The sequence below is a fragment of the Streptomyces sp. ST2-7A genome (assembly GCF_021390475.1).
GTDB lineage: Bacteria > Actinomycetota > Actinomycetes > Streptomycetales > Streptomycetaceae > Streptomyces.
Genome location: NZ_JAJUWS010000010.1, coordinates 96,880 through 120,551 on the forward strand (window position 1 = coordinate 96,880; position 23,672 = coordinate 120,551).

The 23,672-nt window shown below is 72.0% G+C and carries 22 protein-coding genes and 1 pseudogene; 12 read left to right on the forward strand and 11 right to left on the reverse strand.

The genetic code is table 11. The features are described 5' to 3' along the window. Nucleotides 1-602: 602 nt before the first annotated feature. The 3 genes from LZF96_RS08785 (at nt 603) to LZF96_RS08795 (ending at nt 3,357) form a co-directional block, all read left to right on the forward strand. Nucleotides 603-1,571 carry a winged helix-turn-helix domain-containing protein gene (locus tag LZF96_RS08785; protein WP_233868228.1) on the forward strand — a complete coding sequence of 323 codons (969 nt, stop codon included), beginning with the start codon at nt 603-605 and terminating at the stop codon, nt 1,569-1,571. 479 nt (nt 1,572-2,050) lie between these two features. Continuing rightward, complete coding sequence (locus tag LZF96_RS08790; RefSeq protein WP_233868231.1) at nt 2,051-2,344, forward strand: DUF1540 domain-containing protein; 294 nt, start codon at nt 2,051-2,053, stop codon at nt 2,342-2,344. Nucleotides 2,345-2,937: 593 nt separating this feature from the next. Beyond that, on the forward strand, nt 2,938-3,357 hold the full coding sequence (locus LZF96_RS08795) for an ankyrin repeat domain-containing protein (protein ID WP_233868234.1): 420 nt from the start codon (nt 2,938-2,940) through the stop codon (nt 3,355-3,357). Nucleotides 3,358-3,391: 34 nt separating this feature from the next. On the opposite strand, the gene hemC is transcribed toward LZF96_RS08795, so the two are convergent. From hemC to LZF96_RS26475, 3 genes and pseudogenes are all read right to left on the reverse strand, one after another. Continuing rightward, nucleotides 3,392-4,327, reverse strand: coding sequence for a hydroxymethylbilane synthase (gene hemC, locus LZF96_RS08800; RefSeq protein WP_233868238.1), 936 nt, complete (start codon nt 4,325-4,327; stop codon nt 3,392-3,394). A 164-nt stretch (nt 4,328-4,491) separates the two neighbouring features. Next, nucleotides 4,492-4,653: a peptidoglycan-binding protein gene (locus tag LZF96_RS08805; RefSeq protein WP_308294171.1), complete on the reverse strand. Its 162-nt coding sequence runs from the start codon at nt 4,651-4,653 to the stop codon at nt 4,492-4,494. A gap of 32 nt (nt 4,654-4,685) precedes the next feature. Continuing rightward, nucleotides 4,686-4,913: pseudogene (locus LZF96_RS26475) on the reverse strand (transposase family protein); the annotation flags it as partial. Nucleotides 4,914-5,113: 200 nt separating this feature from the next. On the opposite strand from LZF96_RS26475, the gene LZF96_RS08815 reads away from it, so the two are divergent. The 6 genes from LZF96_RS08815 (at nt 5,114) to LZF96_RS08840 (ending at nt 11,041) form a co-directional block, all read left to right on the forward strand. Then, entirely contained in the window at nt 5,114-6,949 is a 1,836-nt protein-coding gene (locus tag LZF96_RS08815; protein ID WP_233868244.1) for a hypothetical protein, read from the forward strand. Between the two features lie 470 nt (nt 6,950-7,419). After that, a complete protein-coding gene (locus tag LZF96_RS08820) occupies nt 7,420-7,854 on the forward strand; it encodes a helix-turn-helix domain-containing protein (protein ID WP_233868247.1) in 435 nt (144 codons plus the stop codon). Between the two features lie 154 nt (nt 7,855-8,008). Then, a complete protein-coding gene (locus tag LZF96_RS08825) occupies nt 8,009-8,467 on the forward strand; it encodes a hypothetical protein (protein WP_233868249.1) in 459 nt (152 codons plus the stop codon). 269 nt (nt 8,468-8,736) lie between these two features. Next, the gene (locus tag LZF96_RS08830) at nt 8,737-9,081 is read left to right on the forward strand and encodes a DUF2516 family protein (RefSeq protein ID WP_233868252.1); all 345 of its coding nucleotides are present in this window, start codon (nt 8,737-8,739) and stop codon (nt 9,079-9,081) included. A gap of 308 nt (nt 9,082-9,389) precedes the next feature. Beyond that, entirely contained in the window at nt 9,390-10,013 is a 624-nt protein-coding gene (locus LZF96_RS08835) for a DUF47 domain-containing protein (protein ID WP_233868384.1), read from the forward strand. Nucleotides 10,014-10,018: 5 nt separating this feature from the next. Further along, the gene (locus tag LZF96_RS08840; protein WP_233868255.1) at nt 10,019-11,041 is read left to right on the forward strand and encodes an inorganic phosphate transporter; all 1,023 of its coding nucleotides are present in this window, start codon (nt 10,019-10,021) and stop codon (nt 11,039-11,041) included. 437 nt (nt 11,042-11,478) lie between these two features. Here LZF96_RS08840 and pstB read toward each other — a convergent pair whose 3' ends face one another. From pstB to pstS, 4 genes are all read right to left on the reverse strand, one after another. Next, entirely contained in the window at nt 11,479-12,255 is a 777-nt protein-coding gene (pstB, locus tag LZF96_RS08845) for a phosphate ABC transporter ATP-binding protein PstB (protein ID WP_233868258.1), read from the reverse strand. Nucleotides 12,256-12,287: 32 nt separating this feature from the next. Beyond that, nucleotides 12,288-13,442: a phosphate ABC transporter permease PstA gene (gene pstA, locus LZF96_RS08850; RefSeq protein ID WP_233868261.1), complete on the reverse strand. Its 1,155-nt coding sequence runs from the start codon at nt 13,440-13,442 to the stop codon at nt 12,288-12,290. An 88-nt stretch (nt 13,443-13,530) separates the two neighbouring features. Beyond that, entirely contained in the window at nt 13,531-14,514 is a 984-nt protein-coding gene (gene pstC / locus LZF96_RS08855) for a phosphate ABC transporter permease subunit PstC (protein ID WP_233868264.1), read from the reverse strand. 119 nt (nt 14,515-14,633) lie between these two features. After that, nucleotides 14,634-15,758, reverse strand: coding sequence for a phosphate ABC transporter substrate-binding protein PstS (pstS, locus tag LZF96_RS08860; protein WP_233868266.1), 1,125 nt, complete (start codon nt 15,756-15,758; stop codon nt 14,634-14,636). A 619-nt stretch (nt 15,759-16,377) separates the two neighbouring features. Between pstS and LZF96_RS08865 the strand changes: the two genes are divergently transcribed. Beyond that, nucleotides 16,378-16,722 carry a metal-sensitive transcriptional regulator gene (locus LZF96_RS08865; protein WP_233868268.1) on the forward strand — a complete coding sequence of 115 codons (345 nt, stop codon included), beginning with the start codon at nt 16,378-16,380 and terminating at the stop codon, nt 16,720-16,722. Nucleotides 16,723-16,740: 18 nt separating this feature from the next. Here the strand turns inward: LZF96_RS08865 and LZF96_RS08870 are convergent, their stop codons facing one another. The 3 genes from LZF96_RS08870 to LZF96_RS08880 all read right to left on the reverse strand — a co-directional run bounded on the left by LZF96_RS08870 (nt 16,741) and on the right by LZF96_RS08880 (nt 20,629). Further along, on the reverse strand, nt 16,741-17,667 hold the full coding sequence (locus LZF96_RS08870) for a hypothetical protein (RefSeq protein WP_233868271.1): 927 nt from the start codon (nt 17,665-17,667) through the stop codon (nt 16,741-16,743). Between the two features lie 774 nt (nt 17,668-18,441). After that, the gene (locus LZF96_RS08875; RefSeq protein ID WP_233868274.1) at nt 18,442-19,374 is read right to left on the reverse strand and encodes a phosphatase PAP2 family protein; all 933 of its coding nucleotides are present in this window, start codon (nt 19,372-19,374) and stop codon (nt 18,442-18,444) included. A 277-nt stretch (nt 19,375-19,651) separates the two neighbouring features. After that, nucleotides 19,652-20,629, reverse strand: a complete 978-nt coding sequence (locus tag LZF96_RS08880) for an NlpC/P60 family protein (RefSeq protein ID WP_233868277.1) — start codon at nt 20,627-20,629, stop codon at nt 19,652-19,654. A gap of 322 nt (nt 20,630-20,951) precedes the next feature. On the opposite strand from LZF96_RS08880, the gene LZF96_RS08885 reads away from it, so the two are divergent. Continuing rightward, nucleotides 20,952-21,260 carry a hypothetical protein gene (locus LZF96_RS08885; protein ID WP_233868280.1) on the forward strand — a complete coding sequence of 103 codons (309 nt, stop codon included), beginning with the start codon at nt 20,952-20,954 and terminating at the stop codon, nt 21,258-21,260. A gap of 109 nt (nt 21,261-21,369) precedes the next feature. On the opposite strand, the gene LZF96_RS08890 is transcribed toward LZF96_RS08885, so the two are convergent. Next, nucleotides 21,370-22,557 carry a sorbosone dehydrogenase family protein gene (locus tag LZF96_RS08890; protein ID WP_267940642.1) on the reverse strand — a complete coding sequence of 396 codons (1,188 nt, stop codon included), beginning with the start codon at nt 22,555-22,557 and terminating at the stop codon, nt 21,370-21,372. 127 nt (nt 22,558-22,684) lie between these two features. Between LZF96_RS08890 and LZF96_RS08895 the strand changes: the two genes are divergently transcribed. Further along, nucleotides 22,685-23,524 (forward strand): hypothetical protein, encoded by an 840-nt coding sequence (locus LZF96_RS08895; protein WP_233868286.1) that lies wholly within the window; start codon nt 22,685-22,687, stop codon nt 23,522-23,524. The last annotated feature ends 148 nt before the right edge of the window (nt 23,525-23,672 follow it).

The following is a 23,672-nucleotide window of genomic DNA, read 5'->3' on the forward strand; positions in this document are numbered from 1 at the left end:
CTCCTTCCGCGCTTCCGATTCCACCGACGGCGGGAGGAGCTCCCCGGATCACCGTGCGATCGGGGTGTTCGGGGGTGACGGAGATTCCCGGGCGGGCGGAGCCGCCGGGCCTCCGCCCGCCGCGCCCTTCCATCCCCTTGCTCACCACCACAGCCGTTTCACCGTGATTCGCGACATTCGCGGTGGTTGATCCCACCAACCGCCGTTCACCCCGGCTCGTCCCGCTCTCTTCGCGTGCCCGGACATGCTCGGGGGGCACGAAAAGCAAGCCTGATAACCGCCGCACCTTGTATGACCCATCACACTCATTCCGCACCACCGGATGGGTGTTCGATGGGCGAGCGGGGGATGAGATCCGGTCGTTCTCCCCGCCATCGCACCCCCTTCTCCCCCTGTTCGCCCCCCGGGCCGGCACCGACCCCCCTTTCAACCCCCCGGGTCACGGAACGGAGGTGTGCCCCCACGGAGCGTCACCAGTCGATTCCCGTCCCCACATCCCCTTCCGCACCATCCCGCGCATCGACGGCGCGCCCGAACGGAAGTAGGGACGCGCCCGGTACGCCAACCCGCCCCCGCGCCGCCGACGTTGTAGCGTGCCGGCCATGAGCGGACCCGCCTACGAACGCATCGCCGCGACGTACCGGGAACGGATCCACGCCGGGGACCTGCGGCCCGGCGACCGACTCCCGGCCCAGCAGGCCATGATCCGCGCCCACGGCGTGGGCCGGGACACCGTGCGCCGCGCCATCGAGGTGCTGCGCGCGGAGGGCCTGCTGGAACCGGGGGTGCCGGGCCGGGCCGCCGTGGTCGCCGGTGGCTCCACCCCGGCCGAGCCACTGGAACAGCACCTCGCCCGCGCCTTCCGTGCCCATCGGGTCGTACTGGACGCCCGGGAACCGTTCCCCCGCCGACTCAGCGAGGCACTGCTGCACCGGGCCGGCGAGATCACCCGCGCGCCCCGACCCGCGCCCGGCCCGCCCGGCCCGCCCGGCCCCAACCGGACCGACCGGGAGGCGCGCCCGCGCGCCCCGCGCCCCGAATCGATCCGCCTGCGCCTCCTCATCCCCGACCCCGCCGCGGACCTCCCCCTCCCCCACCTGGTGGGGGACCCCCGCGACCCCCGCCCGCGCCTGCGCCACCGGGGCCTGCTGCGCACCTACGCCGGCCACATCGAGGACACCCTGTTGCGGTTGAAGGACGAGGGTCTGGTCCCCGACGTGCGCGTGGAGGTCCGCGGCATGCCGCACCCACCCACCGAGGCCCACTACCTGATCAACGACACCCTGGCGCTGACCGCCCATCTCCACCCCCGACGGACCGTCGTCACCGACCGCTCCGACGGCACGCTCATGCGGGTGCGGGAACTGCACGGCGAGGACCGGTTCTTCGTCACGGTCCGCGACCGCCGGGCGGGTCCGGTGGAAGAGGAGTTGTACGGCGGGATGTCGCACTCCTTCGAGGCGTACTGGCAGGAGGGGCGGGACGTGTTCGGCGAGGGCGGCGGGGACCGGATCCCCGAGCCGCGCCCGGGAGGCGGCACGACCCACGGCCCCGTCCGCCCCCCGTACTGACCCGGAAGCGGGGATGCGCGGAACCGTCCCCGCCGCCGGGGCGCGGAGGACCACCCGACGGTCGCCGGCGCCCCGGAGACCGCCGAGGGGAGGAGTGACCGTCCACGGGCCGCCGGCCTTCCGGGAACCACCGGGCCGGGGCCCGCGGACCGCCGGACACTCCCGAGCCCGGCGCCGTGAAACCACCGGGGCACCGGGGCACCGGGGCCCATCGGGTCGGGAGCCCCCGAGACCACCCCCGAACCACCGGAACCACCCCGGAGCCGCCCCGCCCGGGCCCGCGACGGCCCCGGGCGGGACCCCTCGAAGCGATTCGACCCCGTTCGTACCCATTCAGGTACGAAGATCCCCTTCGGCCGTGTTCCGCCGGCGGCGGACGACCCGGGCGCCGATACTCGATCAAGGGGGTCCCGACCCAGCGGGGTCGGGAACCGAGCCGGCTTCCACTCGGAAGACCAGAACGCCCCGGAGGATCTCCCATGGCCCTGCAGATGCTTCCCCTGATCAGCGAGTGCACCGCGGCGAGCTGTGCCTTCAACACCGAGCACTCCTGCCACGCCCCCGCCATCACCGTCGGTAACGTCCAGGACCCCTTGTGCGACACCTATCTGACCGCCTCCGACAAGGGTGGCGACCCCTCCTCCACCGGCCGGGTCGGCGCCTGCAAGATGGCCGACTGTCGGCACAACGACCACTTCGAGTGCCACGCCCCGGGCATCTCCGTGGGCTACCAGGACGACAAGGTGGACTGCCTGACCTACGCCACCGCCTGATCCGCCGTCGGGCCCGGCCCGCCGTCGCCCCGACGCCGGCCGTCCCGCCCCACCGGCGGGACGGCCGGCGCGCGTCCGACCGGGTCGCGCCCGCCCGCGCGGAGGCGGGTGTGTTTGCCTGCCACCAGTTCCCGACTCGACAACGTCGCGCCCGCGCGGGAGCGGGTGTTGAGACCATCCCCGTCCGGTCCGGCGACCGGGTCGCGCCCGCCCGCGCGGGGGCGGGCGCCACGGGCCCCGCGAGCACGGCCGTCCCCCCGGACGGCCCGGCCGAGCCGGAAGGCGGGACCGTCCGACCGACGCACGCGCAGAGGACCTCCGGCCGCTCCGACGGGCCCTCGACGCCCGACGCACCCGTCCGTCCCGACGCCCGGCGGACCGACGCACGCGCCCGTCGCGTCATCGACGTTCACCTCCCGGGGTGACCCCGGGATGTCCCCCACCCGCCCCGCGATCGCACGCCCCGATCTCCCCTCGCCGGTCCGCCGGGGGTTCGGGGAGACCCCTTAGGCTTGCCCCGGGACGCGCGACCGACCGGCCGCCCCCGCACGGCGCGCGGCGGCCGCCGCCCGGACGACGAAAGAGGCACCCCCATGACCGGCCCGGTTCCGGAGAGCCACGAGCCCGCCCACGACCCGGAGGTCCTGCAGCTCGCGGCGAAGGTCTTCGAACTGGCCCGCAACGGGGACACCGACACGGTGGCCGCCTACGTCGACGCCGGGGTGCCGCCGAACCTCTGCAACGAGAAGGGCGACACCCTCCTCATGCTCGCCGCCTACCACGGCCACCCGACCACCGTGCGGGTGCTGCTGGAGCGCGGGGCCGACCCGGGGCGGGCCAACGATCGGGGCCAGACCCCCATGGCGGGCGCCGTGTTCAAGGGGGAGGAGGAGGTCGTGCGGGTGCTGTTGGAGGCGGGCGCCGATCCGGCCGCCGGACAGCCCTCCGCGATCGAGACGGCCCGGATGTTCGCCAAGACCGATCTGCTGCTGCTCTTCGGCACCGACTCCTGATCCACCCCGACCGGGGCATCCGGCCGGTGTGCGGTCAGTGCGTGATGCCGTCGATCAGGTCCCGGGCGCCCTGCCGCAGCAGCGCCACCGCCACCGAGGTGCCCAGCGTCGCCGGGTCCAGCCGGCCGGCCTCCTCCGAGGCGGAGAGCGTCACCTTGCCGTCGGGGCTGAACACCATCGCGCTCAGCGACAGTTCGCCCTCCGCGTCGGTTCGCGCCCAGCCGGCGATCGGGCTGTTGCAGTGCCCCTGGAGAACGTGCAGCAGTGTCCGCTCCGCCGTGGTCTCCCGGTGGGTGGCGGGGTGGTTGAGGTCGCTCACCACGTCGATGAGGTCGCTGTCGTCCTCCCGGCACTGCAGGGCCAGCACACCCGCGCCGATCGGCGGCATCATCTCCTCGGTGGAGAGCACCCGGGTGATCACGTCGGGGCGCCCGATCCGTTCCAGGCCGGAGACGGCCAGCAGCAGGGCGTCGGCCTCGCCCGCCGCCAACTTCTCCAGTCGCCGGTTGGCGTTGCCGCGCATCGGCACGCACTCCAGATGCGGGTGGGCGGCGGACAGTTGCGCGACCCGGCGCACGGAGGAGGTGCCGATCCGGGAGCCCGGCGGGAGGTCTGCGAGGTCGAGACCGCCGGGGTGGATGAGTGCGTCGCGGACATCGTCCCGCTCCAGGAACGCCGCGAAGGTCGTTCCCGCCGGCAGCGGCCGGTCGGCGGGGATGTCCTTGACGCAGTGCACCGCCAGGTCGGCCTCACCGGCGAGCAGGGCCGCGTCCACCTCCTTGGTGAACGCCCCCTTCCCCTCCACCAACGACAGGTCCCCCATCCACCGGTCCCCGGTGGTGCGCACCGGCACCACCTCGGTGCGGATGCCGGGGCGCGCGGCGGCCAACTCGGCACGGACACGCTCCACCTGGGCCAACGCCATGGGCGAATCGCGGGAGACGATGCGGATCAGCTCGGGAGCGGACATGCCGGCCACGATAGTCCCCCCGCACCCCTCCCCCGCTCTCCCGGCGTGCGGTCCCGGACCACCCCTGCCTCCGAGGCACTTCTCCCGAAGGCAGGGGTGGTCCGGAGCCGTTCGGTCCGGCGCCCGGGCCGATCTCCCGGTCGGGCGCCCGGACCACCGGCGCGTCAGCGGAGGTACCTCCGGGTTCGGGGTCCCACGATGCCATCCATCCCGCCGGCGCCGAAGTGTTGACGCTGGAAGGAGCGGACGGCCGGGTCGGTGGCGGGCCCAAGAACTCCATCCACCGTGAGCCGGGCGTTGAGACGATGATGGAGCAGAGCCCGAATCTCTCGGCCTGCGGATACGCGCCGATCGCCGCGTCCGGCGCGTCACCGTCCACACGCCGTGGCAGGCGGCGCACGGTTGCGGCGTGCGGCACCGGTCGCAGGCCGGTGAGCGGATCGGCCGCGAAGCCGAAGACACCCGGCACATGCTGCGGGGCATCCGTGGTCCACTCACTGATCGCGATGAGCGAGCGGGCCCCGGTCAGTACCGTCGAGGCGGCCGCGTACAGCAACTCCACCGCCGGATACCGCCGTCCCCGCACATCACGGGGATCGGCACCGGTGAGCAGCGGAACTCAATGTGATCCGGCTGACAGTCCCTCGAATCGGCGCTTGGGTATGCAGTAGCCTCACTCCGGCTGCTGTTCTCCTGAAAACGCCCGGCCCCACGTCGGAGGAGTTTCCGCGGAATAGTCGCAGCTCCAATGGCAACACTCTCTCAGGACAAGGGGCCAAGTAATTCATGGAATCCAGCCACGTACACCCGGCGAATCCACAGGCCGCGGAAACCCTCCCACAGACGTCGGAAAACTACAGGAATGCGACGATTCGCCGCCCCGAGGTGCGTATCGAGAAGTGGGGCAAATGGGAGATCGAGTACGAGTTCACGCCCGCGTCGGGCGACCATGGAAACCTTCTCGTCGTTTTCTCCTCCGTAGGCTCGAAGTACGGATTCGGAAAAGCCCTCTCAGGCGTCCAGTGCAACGTCCTGCGGATACGTGACCGGTTCGACGGAGGAACGTCCTATTACGTGTGCCGGGACATGGACTTCTCCGTTTCCGACGCGGTCGAGGAGCTGATCTCCGCCTACGCGGAGAAGCTGGGCCTGTCGCGTGACGCGGTAGTTCTCGCCGGGTCCTCCAAGGGAGGCAGCGCCGCGATCTTCTACGGCCTGAAGTACGGCTACCGGAACATCGTCGCCTCAACCCCGCAGTACTTCATCGGCAGTTACTCGCATGGGCACGGAGTCCTCGGCGCGTACGTTCTCGGCGAGGGAGAGCCCCGGGAGAATGTGGACACACTCGACGCCGTGCTGCCGACACTGCTGGCCGAGGACGAGGACCATGACCGCAACATCTACCTTGTCTCATCCACCCGGGACTACCAGTACGAGCAGGAAGTCGTCCACTTCCTCCCGGCCTTGCGGAAATACTCCAACTTCAACTTGGTCATGGTGGAGTCCCCCACCTTGGTCAAACACGCAGAGGTAACGCGGCAGGGCCTTTCCGCGATTCTGAGCATCATCTACGCGCTGACCGAAGGCGCCGCTCCGAGATGGGGAGAGGTCCGGATCGGCTCCAATGACGTGGACGAGCCCGCCGCGGCCACGTACCTGGCGAATCTCCGGACGCGGGACACCGCGCTGGCCGTCCTGACAGGCGCCGACCTTACACACCGGCAGGCCGGATTGACGGGTCATGCCTTCATACCCGGCGCGGCCGCTGCCACGGAGGAGTCCGGGAACGCCGGGTCGCGGGAGACCAAGCAGCTCGTTCTTGTGCGGGACAGGAAAGCCTGGATAGTCGATGCGGAAACCGTGCCGGTGGACCAGCTCTATCTCAAGTACTTCGACACCTACTTCACCGCGTACAGGGACGGCGGGTTCGCGTGCGATGCGTGGGAATTGTTCGAGTCTTTGCCCCAAGGCGTATATGACGTGTTCGCCCGGGTGATGAGCGAGAGCGAGGCCATCGACCGAAGGGTTCCCCTGGTTGCATACGAGTCGATCGACCGCCGAAGTGCCTCCCATGGCTTCGAAGTCGTACTCAAAGGCGATCAGCAGGGCGTCCGGCTGATCAAACGCAGCCTCGCGGACGGCGGTCCCGGCGGGACCGTATTCTCGCTGCAGCGCTTTCTGATGGACGGCCAGAAGCTGCGTGTGTACGGCGTCTTCTACCTCCCCGGTCGCAACGCGGACCACAGGAACCACGCCTCGTACTACCTGACACTGCAAGGCCCGGATACCGCCCACACCTTCGATCTCAAGCCCCTGCGGATGACCGAGAAGGTCAATCCGCATGTAGGGCCGGGTGACTTCGGCTCGTACGGATACGGGTTCTTCACCTCACCGGACGGCAAGGGCGTCGACCTCTCCGCTCTCCCGGCGGGCACCTACACCGTCCGGGTCACGATGAGCGCCGGCGGTGCCCTGTTCTCCCACCAGGCGGGCCGCGTCGACCTGCGTCAGGACGGCGTCACGTCGAGCGCCTACGCAAACGGCACCCGGGGAGACGCCAAGACCAGCGGGCGGAGGTCTCTACGGGCCAGGCTTTGGCGCTCCTCGGAGAGCGATTCGTGACTTGATGTCCATTCTTGGGTGAAGCCGGGGCGGGGCCGCTGGCCGCGGTGCTCGGTCGACCACTGCTTCCGGGTGATGGCCACGACCGGACCACCGCCCGCGCCGAGGTCTTCACCTTCATCGAGACCTTCCACAACCGCCGCCGCCTGCGCAAGCACAAGGCCTTCGGCCACCTCACCCCGGCCGGAGACCGGGCAGCGGCATCAACACGCCCTCGCGGCACAACCAACGAGTGTCCAGGACCACGGGGAAACTTCACCCTGGCGGAGCCCACCGACAACGCCGCTTCCCGGCGACCCGTGGAGTGCGTCCCGAGAGCACTTCCACCAGGAGGCCGGGCCCGGATGACGACAGGTGTCGTGCAAATACGAGACCCATCGCGCCCGGGCTCCGCCATCCGGCCCGGGGCGGATGGGCACATCTGCAAGCATCCGCTTGCAATTGTTAGCACGATGCCGCACAGTGGGGGCATGGGATCGTTCGAGGGCGGTGGACTGGGGGCTTTCCTGCGGGAGCAGCGCCGGCAGGCGAAGTTGTCGCTGCGTCAACTCGCCGACGCGGCCGGTGTCTCCAACCCCTACCTCAGCCAGATCGAGCGCGGACTGCGCAAGCCGAGCGCCGAGATCCTCCAACAGATCGCCAAGGGGCTGGAGATCTCGGCGGAGACGCTGTACGTCCGTGCCGGGATTCTCGACGAGCGGGGCCACGACGGGGCGGACCCACCCGATTCCGGGGAATCCGGCGTGCGGACGGCGGTGTTGGCCGATCCCGGGCTCACCGACGAGCAGAAGCAGGCGCTGCTGCGCATCCACGAGGCGTTCCGCCACGAGAATGCCGCCGGCGCCGGCGGGGAGAAGCCCGACACCGGGTCCTCACCCACCGAACCCCCCGTCACGGGAAGTTGAGGGGGCGAGGGGCCCGGGTCGTCGGCACCGCCGGCGGGCCCGTCACCGGGGCCGGGGCGGGAACCGTCCCCGCCGGGGACGCGGGCACGGCGACGAGCACGACGACATGAACGAACACCAGCACGATCACGATGAGGACGTTCCGGGAGGAACCATGACCGTCACCGAGGACATCCGGAAGAACCTGAACGAGGCCACCCCGCTGTACGTGGTCGCGGGGGCCGCCGACCTGGCGGCCGAGAAGCTGCGGGAGCTGCCCTCCTCGCTGGAGCGGCTGCGCGAGGAGACCCCCGAGCGCCTGCGCGAGGTCCGCGAGAACGAGCTGCCGAAGCTGCGTGACCGCGCCCGCGAGCTGGCCGAGCAGGGGCGCGAGACGGCCCGCGAGTACGCCGGGAAGGCCCGCGAGACCTACGAGGAGCTGGCCGTGCGCGGCCGGGGCGCCGTGGACCAGTGGCGTACGCAGCGCGAGGAGGCCGCCGAGGACAAGGGCGACGGGGCCGACGGGGCCGACGCCCCCGAGGTCACCGTGGAGCGGGTGACCGACCCCACCCCCGGGACCACCGGGACCGCGACCGGGGACGGCGCGACCGACACCGGCACCGAGGCGCGCTGAGTTCGGCGCCGGGCGTCCCCGCGGCACCACACGCCGCACACCCGCGTCCCGTGCCGCTGTGCCGCGTCCCGTTCCGGCGGGGCGCGGCACAGCGGCACACGGGACACGGGACACGACACGCGGCACCGCACGACGACACGACCCACCGCCGTTCCGGGGCGAAGCACCCCGGAACGTTGGGTGACCGGTCCCCACCGGGTAGCGTTGAGGGGACCGACCGGCGGCCCGACCGGTGACCGCCCGGCGATTCGACAGGATGGTGAACGGCGATGCTGTTGCAGGGCTTCTCCTCGTTGATGAGCCTCGTGTACCTGGGGTTGTTGGTGCTGAGCATCTTCGCCCTGGTGCACGCCGTCATGCAGCGCGAGGACGCCTTCCGCGCCGCCGACAAGAAGACCAAGCCCTTCTGGCTGGTCATCCTGGGCGTGTCGGTGGCGGTGCAACTGTTCGTCCCGGGATTCCTGCTGCTGACGCTCGCCGGCACGATCGCGGCGATCGTCTACATCGTGGATGTTCGCCCGGCCATCGCCGCGGTCGGCGGTGCCGGCGGCGGCGGTCGGGGCGGCTGGAGCAGCAGCGACGGTCCCTACGGCCCGTACAACGGCGGTCGGTGAGACCACTTCCGTCGGGATCGCCGCCGTGGGAATCGCCGCCGGGGAGGTCGCTTCCGGGGGCCCGCACGGCGGGTGGGCGGACGGACGGACCGAAAGCACGTCGGGCGCGTGACATCGAGTGAGGGGCGGGGACGACAGTCCCCGCCCCTCGGCGTGTCGTCCTAAAACGATCAAGAGATGATCGCTCCAGGACGTTCAAGGTGCTCCGGATGCGGGAAATCTCACCCCTGGAAGTGGTGAGCATTGGACTAAATATGCCCTTAGCATCTTCGGGTTACCACCGCCCGATGAATCGCAGAGGACGTCCAGTGCGCTTTCGTATGACGCCCCGGGAAACGGGCTTCCACGACCTCTTCGCCGCGGCGGCGGACAACATCCTCACCGGATCCAAACTCCTGCTGGAGCTCCTCGGCTCCGACGCCGAGGGACGCGCGGAGATCGCCGAGCGCATGCGGGCGGCCGAACACGCGGGTGACGACACCACCCACGCCGTCTACCACCAGCTGAACTCCTCCTTCATCACCCCCTTCGACCGCGAGGACATCTACCGCCTCGCGGCCCGCCTCGACGACATCATGGACTTCATGGAGGAGGCCGTCGACCTCGTCGTCCTCTACCGCATCGACGAGCTGCCGCCGGGCGTGGACCAGCAGATCCAGGTGCTCAACCGGGCCGCCGAGCTGACCGCCGAGGCCATGCCGCACCTGCGCACCATGGAGAACCTCACCGAGTACTGGATCGAGGTCAACCGCCTGGAGAACCAGGCCGACCGCGTGCACCGCCGGCTGCTGGCCCACCTGTTCACCAATGGCGCCTACGACGCCGTGGAGATCATGAAGCTCAAGCAGATCGTGGACGTGCTCGAGGAGGCCGCCGACGCCTTCGAGCACGTGGCCAACACGGTCGAGTCCATCGTGGTCAAGGAGTCCTGAGGACGGTGACCGGAACCACCCTGGCGGCGTTGATCGCGACCGCCCTACTCCTCTCCTGCCTGCACGGTTTCCGGGACGCCCCGCACCTGCTCGCCGCCTCCGTCTCCACCCGCGCGCTCACCCCCCGGGTGGCGCTGGTGCTGGTCTGCGTCATGGGAGCGGCGGGCGCCCTGCTGGGCACGGCGGTGGCCACCACCATCGCGTACCGCCTGGTGGACCTCACGCCGGGCGCCGCCGGTCTGACCGCCGTGCTGGCCGGAACGGTCGCGGCGCTGCTGTGGTCCGCCCTCTCCCGCCGGCTGCGGCTGCCGGGCTCCACTTCGCAGGCACTGCTCGGCGGGGTCCTGGGCGCGGTGCTGATGGGTTCCGCGCTCGCCGACACCGGCACGGTGCGCTGGGGCGAGGTGCTGGGCCGCGTGGTGCTGCCCATGCTGCTGGCACCCGTGGCCGCCCTGGTCGGGGCGTGGGTGCTGATGATCGCCATCCTGTGGATCTTCCGCGACGGCCGCCCCCGCCGGGTGCAGCACGGGTTCCGGATCGCCCAGTCGGTCTCCGCCGCCGGGGCGGCGATGGGCTTCGGCCTGCAGAACGCGCAGAAGACGATGGGAGTGGTGCTGCTGGGCCTGGTGGCCGCCGGCTCCCCGGGGCCGGGGGGTGACGTGCCCTGGTGGGTGCGGCTGACCTGCGCGACGGCCCTGGTGGTCGGCACCGCGCTGGGCGGCCTGCGGCTGATGAGTCGGACCCGTCGCCGCATCCTGGAGGCCGACCCACCGCGTGCCTTCGCCGCCGAGGCGAGCGCGTCGGTGACGCTGCTGTTCGCCTCGCTGATCCCCGGCGTGCCGCTGTCCCCGACGCAGGTCACCGCCCCGGCGGTGCTCGGCGCGGGATCGACCCGGCGCCGGCGGTGGGCTCGGGCGGTGCGGTCCGGGGCCTCGGGTACACGGATCGCCGGCCACCTGCTGACCCCGTTGGCCGCCGCCGGCACCGGCGCGGTGCTCTGCCTGCTCCTGCTGCCCCTGACCGGCTGACCGACCCGGGGTCGGACGGCCGGGGTCGGCGCCCCGGCCGGTTCGGGCCTCGCCGCATCCGGCGCACGTTCTCGCCCGGGCCCGGAAGCCCGGGGACGGGGCCGACCGGGGCCGACCGACGATCGGCACCCGGCCCACAGGGGACCGGCCCCCGCTGTCGCCGGCCCCGTCCCCGCCCCGGATGGGAGACGTCCCGACGCCGGGATCCACCCCCGACCGGCGACCGGCCGCCGCGCGACCGTCCCCGCGGTCACCCCGGCGGCCCACCGGCCCGGTCGGTCGGGCTTCCGGGCTTCCGGGCTTCCGGACGGAAGAACGACGCCGGCGCCCGGTTTCCCGTGCGGGGAAACCGGGCGCCGGCGTCGTTCTCGCGACCGTCTCCCGGTCGGGTCGGCCGCCGTGCCGCCGACCGGAGCGGTCCGCCGCTCGGGCCGGGATCAGCCGAAGCGGCCCGAGATGTAGTCCTCGGTGGCCTGCTCGGAGGGGTTGGAGAAGATCCGGTCGGTGTCGTCGATCTCGATGAGCTTGCCGGGCCGACCCACCGCCTCCAGGTTGAAGAAGGCGGTCCGCTCGGAGACCCGGGCGGCCTGCTGCATGTTGTGGGTGACGATGACGATGGTGAACCGCGACTTCAGCTGGGAGATCAGGTCCTCGATGGCGAGGGTGGAGATCGGGTCCAGCGCCGAACACGGCTCGTCCATCAGGAGCACCTCCGGCTCCACGGCCGTGGCGCGGGCGATGCACAGCCGCTGCTGCTGACCGCCGGAGAGCCCGGCGCCCGGCTTGTGCAGCCGGTCCTTGACCTCGTTCCACAGGTTGGCGCCGCGCAGGTTGCGCTCCACCATGTCGTCCAGCTCGGACTTCTTGTAGCTGCCGTTCAGGCGCGGCCCGGCGATGACGTTCTCGTAGATGGACATGGTCGGGAACGGGTTGGGCCGCTGGAAGACCATGCCGACGGTGCGCCGCACCTGCACCGGATCCACGCCCGGCCCGTACAGGTCCTCGTTGTCCAGCATGACGCGGCCCTCGACCCGGCCGCCGGGGGTCACCTCGTGCATCCGGTTGAGGGTCCGCAGGAAGGTGGACTTGCCGCAGCCGGAGGGACCGATGAAGGCGGTCACCGACTTGGGCTCGACGTGCATGTCGATGTCGTCGATGGCCTTGTGGGTGCCGTAGTAGGCGGTCAGTCCGGTGATGTCGATGCGCTTGGCCATGGGATGTGTTCTCTCGCTTCTCTCGATGGCCCTCAGCGGCCGGACTTCGGTGCCTTCCAGCGGGCGATACCGCGGGCGACCAGGTTCAGGATCATGATGAGGACGATCAGCACCAGGGCGGCGGCCCAGGCCCGGTCGTAGGCGGCCTGCGTGCCCAGGGCCCACTGTTCGTATACGAACAGCGGCAGCGAGGACTGCGCGCCCTCGAAGGGGTTGGCGTTGATCATGTTGCTGCCGAAGACCAGCAGGATGATCGGGGCGGTCTCACCGGCGATGCGGGCGAGCGCCAGCATGACGCCGGTGGTGATGCCGCCGATCGCGGTGGGCAGCACGACCTTGAGGATGACCCGCCACTTCGGCACGCCCAGCGCCAGCGCCGCCTCGCGCAGTTCGTTGGGGACGAGCTTGAGCATCTCCTCGGTGGAACGGACCACGATCGGCACCATCAGGATCGCGAGCGCCAGGGCACCGGCGAAGCCCGAGTAGCCGAAGCCGAGCATCATGATCCACATGCTGAGGACGAAGAGGCCGGCGACGATCGACGGGATGCCCGTCATCACGTCCACGAAGAAGGTGATGGTCTTCGCCAGTCGGCCGCGCCCGTACTCCACCAGGTAGACGGCGGTCAGCAGGCCGATCGGGATGGCGATGACGGAGGCGAGCAGCACCTGCTGGAGGGTGCCGAGGATGGCGTGGTAGATGCCGCCGCCCTCCTGCCAGCTGAGCACGCCGTTCATCGAGTGGGTGAGGAAGTACCAGCTCACACCGGGGATGCCGCGCGCCACGGTCTCCCAGATCAGCGAGGCCAGCGGCAGCACCGCGACGACGAAGCTGCTCCACACCAGGATGGCCGCCAGGCGGTCCACCGCCTGGCGGCGGCCCTCGACGGCGGTGGTCAGCGCGAAGGTCGCGGCGACGAAGACGAGTGCAGCGATCAGGCCCCACTGCACCCGGCTCTCCAGACCCCCGAGCAGGCCGACCAGGACACCGATCGCGATGGAGCCCAGGGCGGCGCCGGCCGGCGCCCAACCGGGCAACCGGGGCCGGCGCAGGGTGGTCGGACCGCCGGCGACCGGGCCGGTGTCGGCCGGGTCGCCGCCGGCGGGGGTGGTGTCGGTGGTGTCGGTGGTCGCGGTGGGGTCGGGGGCCCGGCCCCGGTCCCGCTTGTCCTTCACGATCTCGCTCATGCCCGGGCCTCCTTCCGGTGGGTGCTGTCGAGGGGGGTGTCCCGGGTGGTCACCCGGGTGGTGCCGGCGGCCGGCCGTCGCGCGCCCATCACACGAAGTCCTTCCGACGGGCGATGATCAGCCGGGCGGCGCCGTTGACCAGCAGGGTGAGCAGGAAGAGCACCAGGCCGGAGGCGATCAGCGCGTCGCGGCCCATCGCGCCGGCCTCCTTGAACTGGCTGGCGATGTTCTGCGCGAAGGTGCCGCCGCCGGACTCCAGCAGGCTGATGTTGATCAGGAAGGCCGGCGAGAGCACGGTGGCGACCGCCATCGTCTCGCCCAGCGCGCGCCCGAGGCCGAGCATCGAGGCGCTGATGATGCCGGAGCGGCCGAAGGGCAGGACGGTCATCCGGACCACTTCCCAGCGGGTGGCGCCCAGCGCCAGCGCGGCCTCCTCGTTGGCCTTCGGGGTCTGCTTGAAGATCTCCCGGGTGACGCTGGTGATGATCGGCAGGATCATGATCGCCAGCAGGATTCCGACCGTCATCAGCGAGCGGGCGGGCGACCCGTCGTAGGAGAAGACGCCGGTCCAGCCGAGGAAGTCGTCCAGCCAGTCGTACAATCCGGTGATGTGCGGGACCAGGAACAGCGCGCCCCACAGGCCGTAGATGATGCTGGGCACGGCCGCGAGCAGGTCCACCACGTACCCGACCGTGCCGGCGATGCGGCGCGGCGCGTAGTGCGAGATGAACAGCGCGATGCCGACCGCCACCGGTACGGCCAACAGCATCGCGATGACGGAGCTGACGACGGTGCCGAAGAGCAGGACCGCGATGCCGAAGACCGGCGGCTCGGCGTTGGCGTTCCACTCGAAGGTGGTCAGGAAGTCGCCCTCGTTCGCCCGGATGGCCACGACGGCTCGGATGGTCAGGAAGACGGCGATCGCCGCCATGATCACCAGAAGGGTGATCCCGGCCCCCTTGGACAGACCGCTGAAGATGCGGTCGCCCGGCCGGACGGCGCTGTGCCGCGCCGGCTCGGACCCCGGTCCCCCGGCGGGCGCCGGAGCGGGGTCGGTGGTGGTCGCGGACATCCGTGGGTCCTTCGGTCTCGGGCGGTGCCGGGCCGGGTCCCGGCCCGGTGGGGCCATCGTCCGGCACGCGGCGGGGCGTGCGGGTCGGGTCCGGCGCGGTGCGCGCCGGTGGGCCCGGATCAGGTCATGGCGTCGAGGCGCTCGCGCACCCGCGTGATGATCTCGTCGGGGATCGACGCGTAGTCGATTCGCGTGATCATCTCCTGGCCCTCGTCGCCGGCGGTCCAGTTGAGGAAGGCGCGGGTGAGTTCCAGGCTCTCGGGGTCGTTGCCCCGGTCGCACACGATCTCGTAGCTGATGAGGACGATCGGATAGGCGCCGGGCTCGGTCGTCGTGTAGTCGAGTTCCATCGCCAGGTCGCCGTCGGTGCCGATGATCTCGCCGGCGGCGATGCCGGTGGTGGCGTTCTCGACGGTGGACTCGACGGGGTCGCCCGCGCCGGTGTCCACGAGGACGGTGGGGATGTCGTTCTCGTGGGCGTAGGAGAGTTCGAAGTAGCTGATGGCGCCGACGTTCTGCTGCACCATGCCGACCAGGCCGGAGGAGCCGTCGGCCGACTGTCCGCCGCGGCCCTGCCACACCTTGTCCGGCTCGTGCGGCCAGGAGTCGGGGGCGGCGGCGGCCAGGTAGGAGGTGAAGTTGTCGGTGGTGCCCGAGCCGTCGGAGCGGGAGAACGGGGTGATGCGGGTGTTCGGCAGATCCGCGTCGGGGTTGAGTTCGGCGATGACCGGGTCGTCCCAGTGGGTGACGCGCGAGTCGAAGATCAGGGCGAGGGCGTCGGCGTCCAGGACGAGGTCCTCCACGCCGGGCAGGTTGTAGCCGATGGCGACGGGGCCGGCGACCATCGGCAGGTGGATGGCGCGTCCGCCGTCCCGGCACACCGCGCGGGACTGCTCGATCTCGGCGTCCTTCATCCGGGAGTCCGAGCCGCCGAAGGCGGTGGTGCCCTGGAGGAACTCCTGGATGCCCGCGCCGGAGCCGGTGGCCTTGTAGTTCACCTGGCCCTCGTCGCAGTTGGCCATGTAGGCGTTGGCCCACACCTCCATGGCGTTGGCCTGGGCGGTGGAGCCGGAGGCCAGCAGGGTTCCGGCGGGGCCGCACTCGATGGTGTCCGAGGTGTAGTCGACGGCGCCGGGGAGACCGGTGTTGTCGTCGCTGCCGCAGCCGGTCAGGAGCAGGGTGCCGGCGACCGCGGCCACTCCCGCGAGACGGGCACGGCGGCGGGTCACGCGCGGAAGCTGCACGGTCGTTCCATTCCCTTCCTCGAACGCATGGGCGGGCAACGAACGTGCCCGCCCGCCTCCGAAGGTAGGAAGCGGAAGTGAATCGATCATCCGTCCCAAGTGAACAGAAGATGAACCAGAGGGGGCGGGGAGTCGACCTTCCCACCGATCGTCGCCACGGGCGGGTCGAATGTCACGCCGGGTGACCGCCATCCGGGGGTGACGAGCCGGTCACCTCCACCCTCCGGGGCTCATTGTCCCGATTTCAACGGGAAAACCCGACCCGGTGAAAGCGAACGGAAAGTGAACCGGGTCACACCCCCGTCCGCCGCCGGCCGGTCACGGGCCGACCGGGGCCGACCGGGGCCGGTCACGAATCGGCCGGCGGGGCCCGGCTCCCGATCGCGCCCCACCGTTCCGCGGGGTCGGGGAGTGATCACGGGGGATCGGGGCATGACCGATATCGATCCATGTCGGTTCGGCCGACTACCCTGGACATCGATACGGGGGCGGGGTATGGCCGGTCGTCCGCGTGCCGCGCGAGGCACCATCCCGACGCCTCCACGCCCATGACGCCGCCGGGATCCCCGTCCCGGCCCCGGGAACGAGACCGCGGACCCACCGCGCAAGGAGGAACACGATGACCGCCCCGCGGGAGACCGCCGTCGAGCACGGCGAGCACGCCGGTCACCGCGAGCACGCCGGTCACGGCTACAGCGGGGACAAGGAGGCGCATCTCAAACGCCTGCGCCGGATCGAGGGCCAGATCCGCGGCCTGCACCGGATGGTCGACGAGGACGCCTACTGCATCGACGTGCTCACCCAGGTGTCGGCCTCCACCAAGGCCCTGCAGTCCTTCGCCCTCCAACTGCTCGAGGAACACCTGCGGCACTGCGTCGGCCGGGCCGCCGTCGAGGGTGGTCCGGAGGCCGACGCGAAGGTCGCCGAGGCCACCGCCGCCATCGCCCGCCTGCTGCGCACCTGACCCCGCCGGGGGCGGGTGCTACCGGGCCGCGACCGTGCCGTTCGCGATCTCGCCCTCCGGGGGCACCCGCACCTCCACCGGCACTCCGAAGTCGAGCAGCTCGGTGGTCGAGACGAGGTCGGCCGCCCGCGCCGGATCCGTCGGGGCCGCCGGCCGCGGCGGACGCCCCGGATCGGCCGATCCCGTGCCGGCCGTCCCGGTCGCCCCGAAGCGGTAGGTGACCCGGCGCAGCAACCCCTCGTCGTCCAACCACGCCTCGAAGGTCACCTCCCGGCCCACCAGGCCGGCCGCCACCACCTCGAACTGCGCTTCCTCGGGCCGCCCGCGCACCGCCCGGGCGGCCGCGGCCGGGTCCACCGTGCCCCGGTGGTGCCACAGCCACTCCCCGTCCGCCTCGACCCGACCCCGGTCCTCGGCCCGGGTCACGCCGCGCAGCAGGGCGGCCGCCGTCGCCGGGTCGGTGGCGCCGCCGGTCACCAGGTTGCCGTCCGGCACCCCGGCCGTGCCCACCCGGACCCAGGTATCCGGGGGTACGTCCGCGCCCCGGTTGCGCAGGTACACCTCGCCGGGGCCGAAGACGGTGGTCACCGGTCCGGTGGGGGGCTGCCCTCCCCCGGCCGCCTCCGGCACGGTCAGTACCAACTCCCCCATTCCGGTGGTGTGGTCGAAGACGCCCTCGCCGGTGATCACCACCCGGGTACCGCCGGAGGCGGTCTCCACCGCGGTGCGCACCCGCGAGGTGCCGGCCGTCATGAGGACGTCGGCCACCCGGACCAACCGTTCCACCGGGCCGAGGGGCACCCCGTCCGGGCCGAGGATGCCGCCGGGCGCCGCCGCGACCGGTGCCGGGTCGCGCGGCAGGGTGCCCCCGCTCGCCGGGGAGCACCCCGAGGCGCCCAGCGCCGCGCCGATCGTCGCCAGGACCGCCAACGCCGCGGGTACCACGTGCCGGACGGGTGGTGACGGACGGCCGGGCCGCCCCGGGTCCGCGGTCCCCCGTCGGGGGACCGCGCCTCGCTCCGCCATGGGTTCCGCTCCTCGTTCTCGGGGTCCCCGGGATCCTCCGGGTCCTCGGCGTTCCCGGGGATGTCGGGACTCCCACCGATCGCCCTCCGGGGTCGGTCGCCCCGGACACCTCTGCCAACGAGTCATCCCGGGGGACCGTCACGGCCGACCGCCGGGGATGACTCGATACGGTGGTGCCGTGCACGACGAACGCGCGGCCGAGCCTCCCGGTCAGGTGTCCGAGTGGCACCACATCACGTTGGTGGAACGGGGCCCCTTCCTGGCCCCCCGGTGCAGCTGCGGGTGGCGCGGACCGGCTCGCCGTTCCCGGCCCCTCGCCAGGGACGAGGCCGCGGAACACGTGGGGAGGAACGGGGGCACGGGCCCGCGGTGAGACCGCGCGCCGGGCCCGCGCCCCGTCGATCACCCGGGCGGGGTCCTCACCCGTCGTTTCCACCCGCTCTTTCCACCCGTTCACCCGAACGACGGAGCCCCCGCCCGATGGTGAATTCCAGGGGGTGTCGCAACACGTGATCACTGACGTGTGGTGGCGAGCAGTTCAGCCCGACGCTCGGCTGGGGTTTCCCGGCCGAGCGTCTTGCGTGGCCGGCTGTTCGGCTCGGCCGCCACGACCACTGGAACTCAGGGGTGGGCGGGGGCTCGATGCCTTCGGATGGTCGGAGGCGGGCCCGGTGGGCGGCGGGCCGCCGGGAGTCACTCCCCGGACTCGCCGCCCCGGCCCCGGGGACGACGGCCGGAGGCGACCGCCGTCGGTACCTCGTCCCGCGCCTCCGACCCCTCCGCGGCGGAGGGGTCCGGTCGGGGGATGTCCACCCTCGGCCCGACGGGTTCGCCGGATTTCGCCGACTCCACGGAGTTCACCGACTCCCCCGGGTTCACGGACCGCGCCGGCTCCGACGCGGGCGGCGCGGCCCCCCGCTCCGGAGTGCCGGCCACGGCCGGGGAGGCGGCCGGCGCGTCCGACGGGAAGCCCGTCGGAACCGCCGGAGGCCCGGCGTCCGGCCGGCCGGCGGACACCTCCCCGGGTCCTGGCGCCAGGCCGCGCAACGGCCCCCGGGCGGCGCACCAGCGGACGGCGGGCGTCAGGGCCGCCGTCGCCGCCGGATACAGCAACAGGGCGACGGCCGTGCCCAGTGCGTACCCACCGATGACGTCGGTGGGGTAGTGCAGGCCCATCATCACCCGGGCGAAGCCCTGCGACAGGGCCACGGCCAGGGCGATCAACCCGATCCCGCGGTGCACCAGGAGCAGCGCGACGGCGATGGTCATGGCGCCGGTGGCGTGGTCGCTGACGAAGGAGTAGCCGGTCTTCCCGTCGAGCATGACGTTGAGATCGGTGTGGTCCAGGAACGGCCGGGGCCGGGCCACCAGCTCCCGGATCGGGCCGTTGGCCAGGAAGGCGACACCGGCCGCGATGGGGGCCCACAGCGTGGCGGCCACGGCCGTCGGGGCGTTGGGCGAGCGCCGCACCGCCCACCAGGCCAACGCGCAGAGCGCCAGGGCCAGGAGGGGCAGGCCGTACTCCCCGGTGAAGGTCACCAGGGGTTCGAGGCGATCGGGCAGGGCGTCACCCAGGTTGTTGATCCGTCGCAGTATCCCGACGTCCGGATCGGTCAGCTCCGTCACCCGCCGTCACCCCTTTCCCGTCTCCCCGTTCGTGTCCCGCGCCCGTCGTGTTCCGTGTGGCGGCGTGCCGGGTGTCCCCCGCGCGAGCGGGGTCCCGGTGCGTGGCCCTCATCCGAATCGATCATCATTCGACCCGATCAACGCCACCGACACCGGCTCACGTTCCGGAATCCACGGAAGTCACACCGATGCGTTATCGAAGAGAGACGCCCGGCCGGGGGCCACCGGGGAACCCCGACCACCCGCGACACCTCGCTCACCAACGGTAACCGATGAATCACGCCGCGACAGGCCGTGTCGCCCCGAAGTAATCCGGCGAATCGATCGGATCGAACCGGATCACCGCCCCCGTGTACGGGGCGTTGATCATGTGGCCGCCGCCCACGTAGATGCCGACGTGGTTGATGCTGCGGGAATCGGTCAGGTCGGTCGCGAAGAACACCAGGTCACCGGGGAGCAGTTCGTCGCGCGAGGGGTGCGGCCCCGAGTGCCACTGGTCGTTCGCCACCCGGGGCAGTTCGATGCCCACCGCCTCGAAGGCCGCCCGGGTCAGACCCGAACAGTCGAACCGCCCGTCATCCTCCGGGGTGCCGTCCCCACCCCACAGGTACGGCGTACCGAGGTGGGACTGGGCGAAGTGCACCGCGCCCGCCGCCGCCTCCGAGGGCGGCAACCGCTCCTCGGTCATCGGCGCGGCGAAGCTCTCCTCCATCGCCCGGATGGTCCGCACGTAGTGCTGCGTCTCCGCGTACGGCGGTATCCCGCCGTATTGGATCACCGCGTACGGACCGGCGTTGTACGAGGCCAGCATGTTGTCCACCGGGTCACCGGGCACGTCCCGCACGTACTGCGCCATGGCGCAGTTGTAGGTGGCCGCCGACGGGATGGCGTCCTCCGGGTCCCAGACGTCCACCCGGCCGTCCCCGTTGCCGTCCACGCCGTACGACGCCCAGGTCTCGGGGATGAACTGCGCTATCCCCTGCGCCCGCGCGTGGCTCTGCGCGGTCGGCTGCCAACCGCTCTCCTGCTGGAGCTGCGCCGCCAACAGGGCGGGGGACAACTCCGGGCACAGGTTGCCCCACCTGCTCACCAACGGCTCGTAATCCGCCGGTACCGAGTTCTGCGCCAGCCGACCACCGCCGGTACCACCGGCCCCGCCGCCACCGGCGGCGGCGAAGACGCCGATGACGAGGAGCGCCATGAAGGCGCACAAGCCCCCGAAGCCGATCCCGGACCACAGCAGTGCCTTGCGCATGACCTCAACTGTGCCCCAATTCCCCACCGTTGTCTGCCGGCGACCGTCGGGTACCGGCCGCGGGGGGAGGCACCTCGGCGCGCACACGGGCGCACCGGGGTGGCACGCCGGCCCCGGGCCGGCGCCCGGGGCGCGGGCGGCGTGCGGGGGGTGAACGAGCGAACCGGGTCCGACCCAACACCAGCCGGAAATCGGCAGGATCACCCGGGGACCCCGAAAATCCCGGGTTCGGACGAATCTCTCATCCGTCACTCGGGCGTGGCACAATCCGAGTTGAGCTCGACATGTGCGAGCGCGGACAGCGAAAGGCGGTGAGCGAGCCATGAACAACCTGGCCGCGGAAGGCGACATCACAACGATCATCGGCGGGATCGCGCCGGACTGGGGTCCGTTCGCGACCCTGGGCGACGAGGCCCGCACCATGGTTCAGGTCATCATGGCGCTGGCCATCATCATCTGCCTCGCCATCGCCATTTGGGGTGCCGCCAAGCAGCGGATCGGCGCCACCGCGATGCGGGACACCTTCAGCGCCGAGCAGGGCAAGGGGCTGATCGTCGCGGGGCTCACCGGAGTCTTCATCATCGGCTCCCTCGGAACCCTGTTCACCATCGTGTACGGCATGGCCGTCTGACCGACTGATCGTTCGGCACCCCGGGAAGTCCGCGCCGGCTTCTTCGGGAGGCCGGCTCACCGTTCGACACCTCACCTTTTCCATGGTGTTCCCAGGCCCCGGCGTGCCCTCAGTCGATCTCCAGAAGAAGGAGTCGACCACCGGTCACGGTTTCGGTCAGAGCCCACAGTCCCTCGCCGGGGGCCGCCACGAGGCCGCGTGCCCCCTTGTCACCCGGCAGGGGGAACCGCTGGTCGGGGGCGAAGGGCTCGGTGCCATCCAGCGGTACCCGGTACAGGGAGCCGTCCGTGCGGTCCACCGCCCACAGGGATCCCTCGGACCACGCCATTCCCGCCCCGGCGACCGGCAGTTCGATCACGGGATCGGTCGGTCGTCCATCCTCGACACCGCCCTCGCCATCGGTGGGCGGCCGATGTATCGCGCCGTCGTCCTCCAAGATCCACACCCGCCCGAGGGCGTCCCAGGTCAGGCCGGTCACGTTCCGGTGCCCCACCGAGAACACCGGTGAGCCGGGAGCGGCGTTCTCCACGGCCGGGTTCCGCCCCTCCGCCGTGGTGCGCAGCACCCGACCGGCCAATTCCTCCGGATCCTCGGGGTCCGCCCCGGAACCGGCCTCTCCGGTACCCGTGTACAACAAGCCGTCCGGGCCGAAGCCCAGGGCACCGCCGTTGCGCACCGGGCCGTGCGGCAGCCGGGTGATGACGTGATCCGGTACCCCGATCCGACTTCCCTCGGCCCTTTCCTCCCGCAGCAGGAACCGTGAGACACGGTTGTCCGAGAGGGTCGAGTAGTACGCGTACACGAAGCCGGCCTCGAAGGTGAGACCGAGCAGGCCGCCCTCTCCCTCGGTGACCAGCCCGGGCACCGTGCCGACCTCGGTGATGTCGCCGGTGGTGGGGGAGACGCGGTGGATGGTGCCGGTGGTGCGGGAGCCGATCAGGAGATCACCGTCGGGCAGCACGGCCGGGCCCACCGGCGCCCCGATGCCCGGCAGGGTGACGGTCTCCACCACCTCGGCGGAGCCCTCCGCCGGCGGCGGGGGCGGCTCGGTGGGTTCCGGTGCGGGCTCGGGTTCCCCCTCACCGGGGTCACCGGCCTCCGGCGGGGCGGTGGGGTCGCCGCCCTCCACCTCGTCGGGCAGCAGATCCTCCGGGGCGGCCGGGGGGCCACCCGGGGCGAGTTGGGCGGCGCGGTCGGCGGCGGGCCCGCCGGCACACGCGGTCGGTGTCACCAGGAGGCCGGCCAGCAGCACGGATGCCGTCAGCCGTCCCGGTCCGCGTCGGTTGCCTCGCCCCATCTGCGCACGCCTCCCCGGTGGTTGGGCCCCGACCGGGGCACCGGCGCCGGCCGTGCCTCCAGCCTGCCACACGGGGGCCCGTCCCGGGGCTCGTCAGGGCCGGTGGGACGGCGTAGGGTCTCCCGCCATGAAGGTCGTGAACGAGGGCACGGGGGCGGCGGACACGGCGCCGGGGCGGGACGCGACGAGGGAGTCGGAGCCGCCGTCGAGGAGCGCCCCCGGCACGGCTGGCGCGACGCTGCTCGCCGTCTCCGGGTGGCGGTTGCTGATCGCCGTCTTCGGTCTCATCGGGTGGGGTGACGCGGCGTCCCGGCTGGGGTTCCTGTCCTCACTGGAGGACCTGAGCCACCTGGCGAGCTTCACGGTGGGCCTGGTCTTCCTCTGGTTGGCCGTCCGGCCGTTCACCCGTTCCGACCGGGCGCCCGAGCCACCGTCGGCGTGGGTGCGCGGCGCGGCGACGGTCGCGCTGTTGCTGGTGGCGGTGGTCTGGCACACCCTCATGGGCGGTCTGGAGGACGGTTATACGACGACCTCCTCGCTCTTCGCCCATCTGCTGACGCCCCTCGTGGTGTTGGCGGACTGGCTGCTGGTGGGCCGGGGACAGGGCCGGGCCCGCTGGTGGTACCCGCTGAGCTGGACGCTGCCGCTGCTGGCCTACCTGGGGTTCATGGTCGGCGCCGGTGTGGAGTCGTACCACGACTTCCTGAACCCGGACGAGGAGGGTTTCCTCGCCACCGTGGCGGCGTTCACGATCGCCGTGGTGGTCACCGGCTACGTGCTGGTCGCTCTGGGCCGGGTGCGGGCGGCCGTGGTGGGCGGCGCCCCGGTGGCCGACGGCGCGCCCGCTCCCGGCTCCGCGCCGGAACCCGCGCCGCTCACCCCGCCGACGCCGGCCGGCGGTGCCGCCGGTCCGGCCGACACACAGCCCGATCCCTCCCCACGACCGCCGGTCACCCCGGCGGCCTGAACCAACGGGGCCCGCCCCCACACTCCCACCACCCCACCACGCCCCGGCGGTGTCCGCCGGGGCGTCCGGTTCTCCGGGCACCGACCCCGGTCGTCACCGTCCGGTGGGCTCCGCGACGGCCGGGGACGCCGCCGGCGGGTGTGAGCGG

Excerpts from the sequence above, each read along its gene's own strand:
- hemC (WP_233868238.1), bottom strand. The coding sequence starts at position 4,327 with ATGTCCGCTCCCGAGCTGATCCGCATCGTCTCCCGCGATTCGCCCATG.
- LZF96_RS08785 (WP_233868228.1), top strand. The coding sequence starts at position 603 with ATGAGCGGACCCGCCTACGAACGCATCGCCGCGACGTACCGGGAACGG.
- LZF96_RS08865 (WP_233868268.1), top strand. The coding sequence starts at position 16,378 with ATGACCGCCCCGCGGGAGACCGCCGTCGAGCACGGCGAGCACGCCGGT.
- LZF96_RS08820 (WP_233868247.1), top strand. The coding sequence starts at position 7,420 with ATGGGATCGTTCGAGGGCGGTGGACTGGGGGCTTTCCTGCGGGAGCAG.
- LZF96_RS08815 (WP_233868244.1), top strand. The coding sequence starts at position 5,114 with ATGGAATCCAGCCACGTACACCCGGCGAATCCACAGGCCGCGGAAACC.
- pstA (WP_233868261.1), bottom strand. The coding sequence starts at position 13,442 with ATGAGCGAGATCGTGAAGGACAAGCGGGACCGGGGCCGGGCCCCCGAC.
- pstB (WP_233868258.1), bottom strand. The coding sequence starts at position 12,255 with ATGGCCAAGCGCATCGACATCACCGGACTGACCGCCTACTACGGCACC.
- LZF96_RS08880 (WP_233868277.1), bottom strand. The coding sequence starts at position 20,629 with ATGCGCAAGGCACTGCTGTGGTCCGGGATCGGCTTCGGGGGCTTGTGC.
- LZF96_RS08790 (WP_233868231.1), top strand. The coding sequence starts at position 2,051 with ATGGCCCTGCAGATGCTTCCCCTGATCAGCGAGTGCACCGCGGCGAGC.
- LZF96_RS08895 (WP_233868286.1), top strand. The coding sequence starts at position 22,685 with ATGAAGGTCGTGAACGAGGGCACGGGGGCGGCGGACACGGCGCCGGGG.
- LZF96_RS08795 (WP_233868234.1), top strand. The coding sequence starts at position 2,938 with ATGACCGGCCCGGTTCCGGAGAGCCACGAGCCCGCCCACGACCCGGAG.
- pstC (WP_233868264.1), bottom strand. The coding sequence starts at position 14,514 with ATGTCCGCGACCACCACCGACCCCGCTCCGGCGCCCGCCGGGGGACCG.
- LZF96_RS08890 (WP_267940642.1), bottom strand. The coding sequence starts at position 22,557 with ATGGGGCGAGGCAACCGACGCGGACCGGGACGGCTGACGGCATCCGTG.
- LZF96_RS08885 (WP_233868280.1), top strand. The coding sequence starts at position 20,952 with ATGAACAACCTGGCCGCGGAAGGCGACATCACAACGATCATCGGCGGG.
- LZF96_RS08830 (WP_233868252.1), top strand. The coding sequence starts at position 8,737 with ATGCTGTTGCAGGGCTTCTCCTCGTTGATGAGCCTCGTGTACCTGGGG.
- LZF96_RS08825 (WP_233868249.1), top strand. The coding sequence starts at position 8,009 with ATGACCGTCACCGAGGACATCCGGAAGAACCTGAACGAGGCCACCCCG.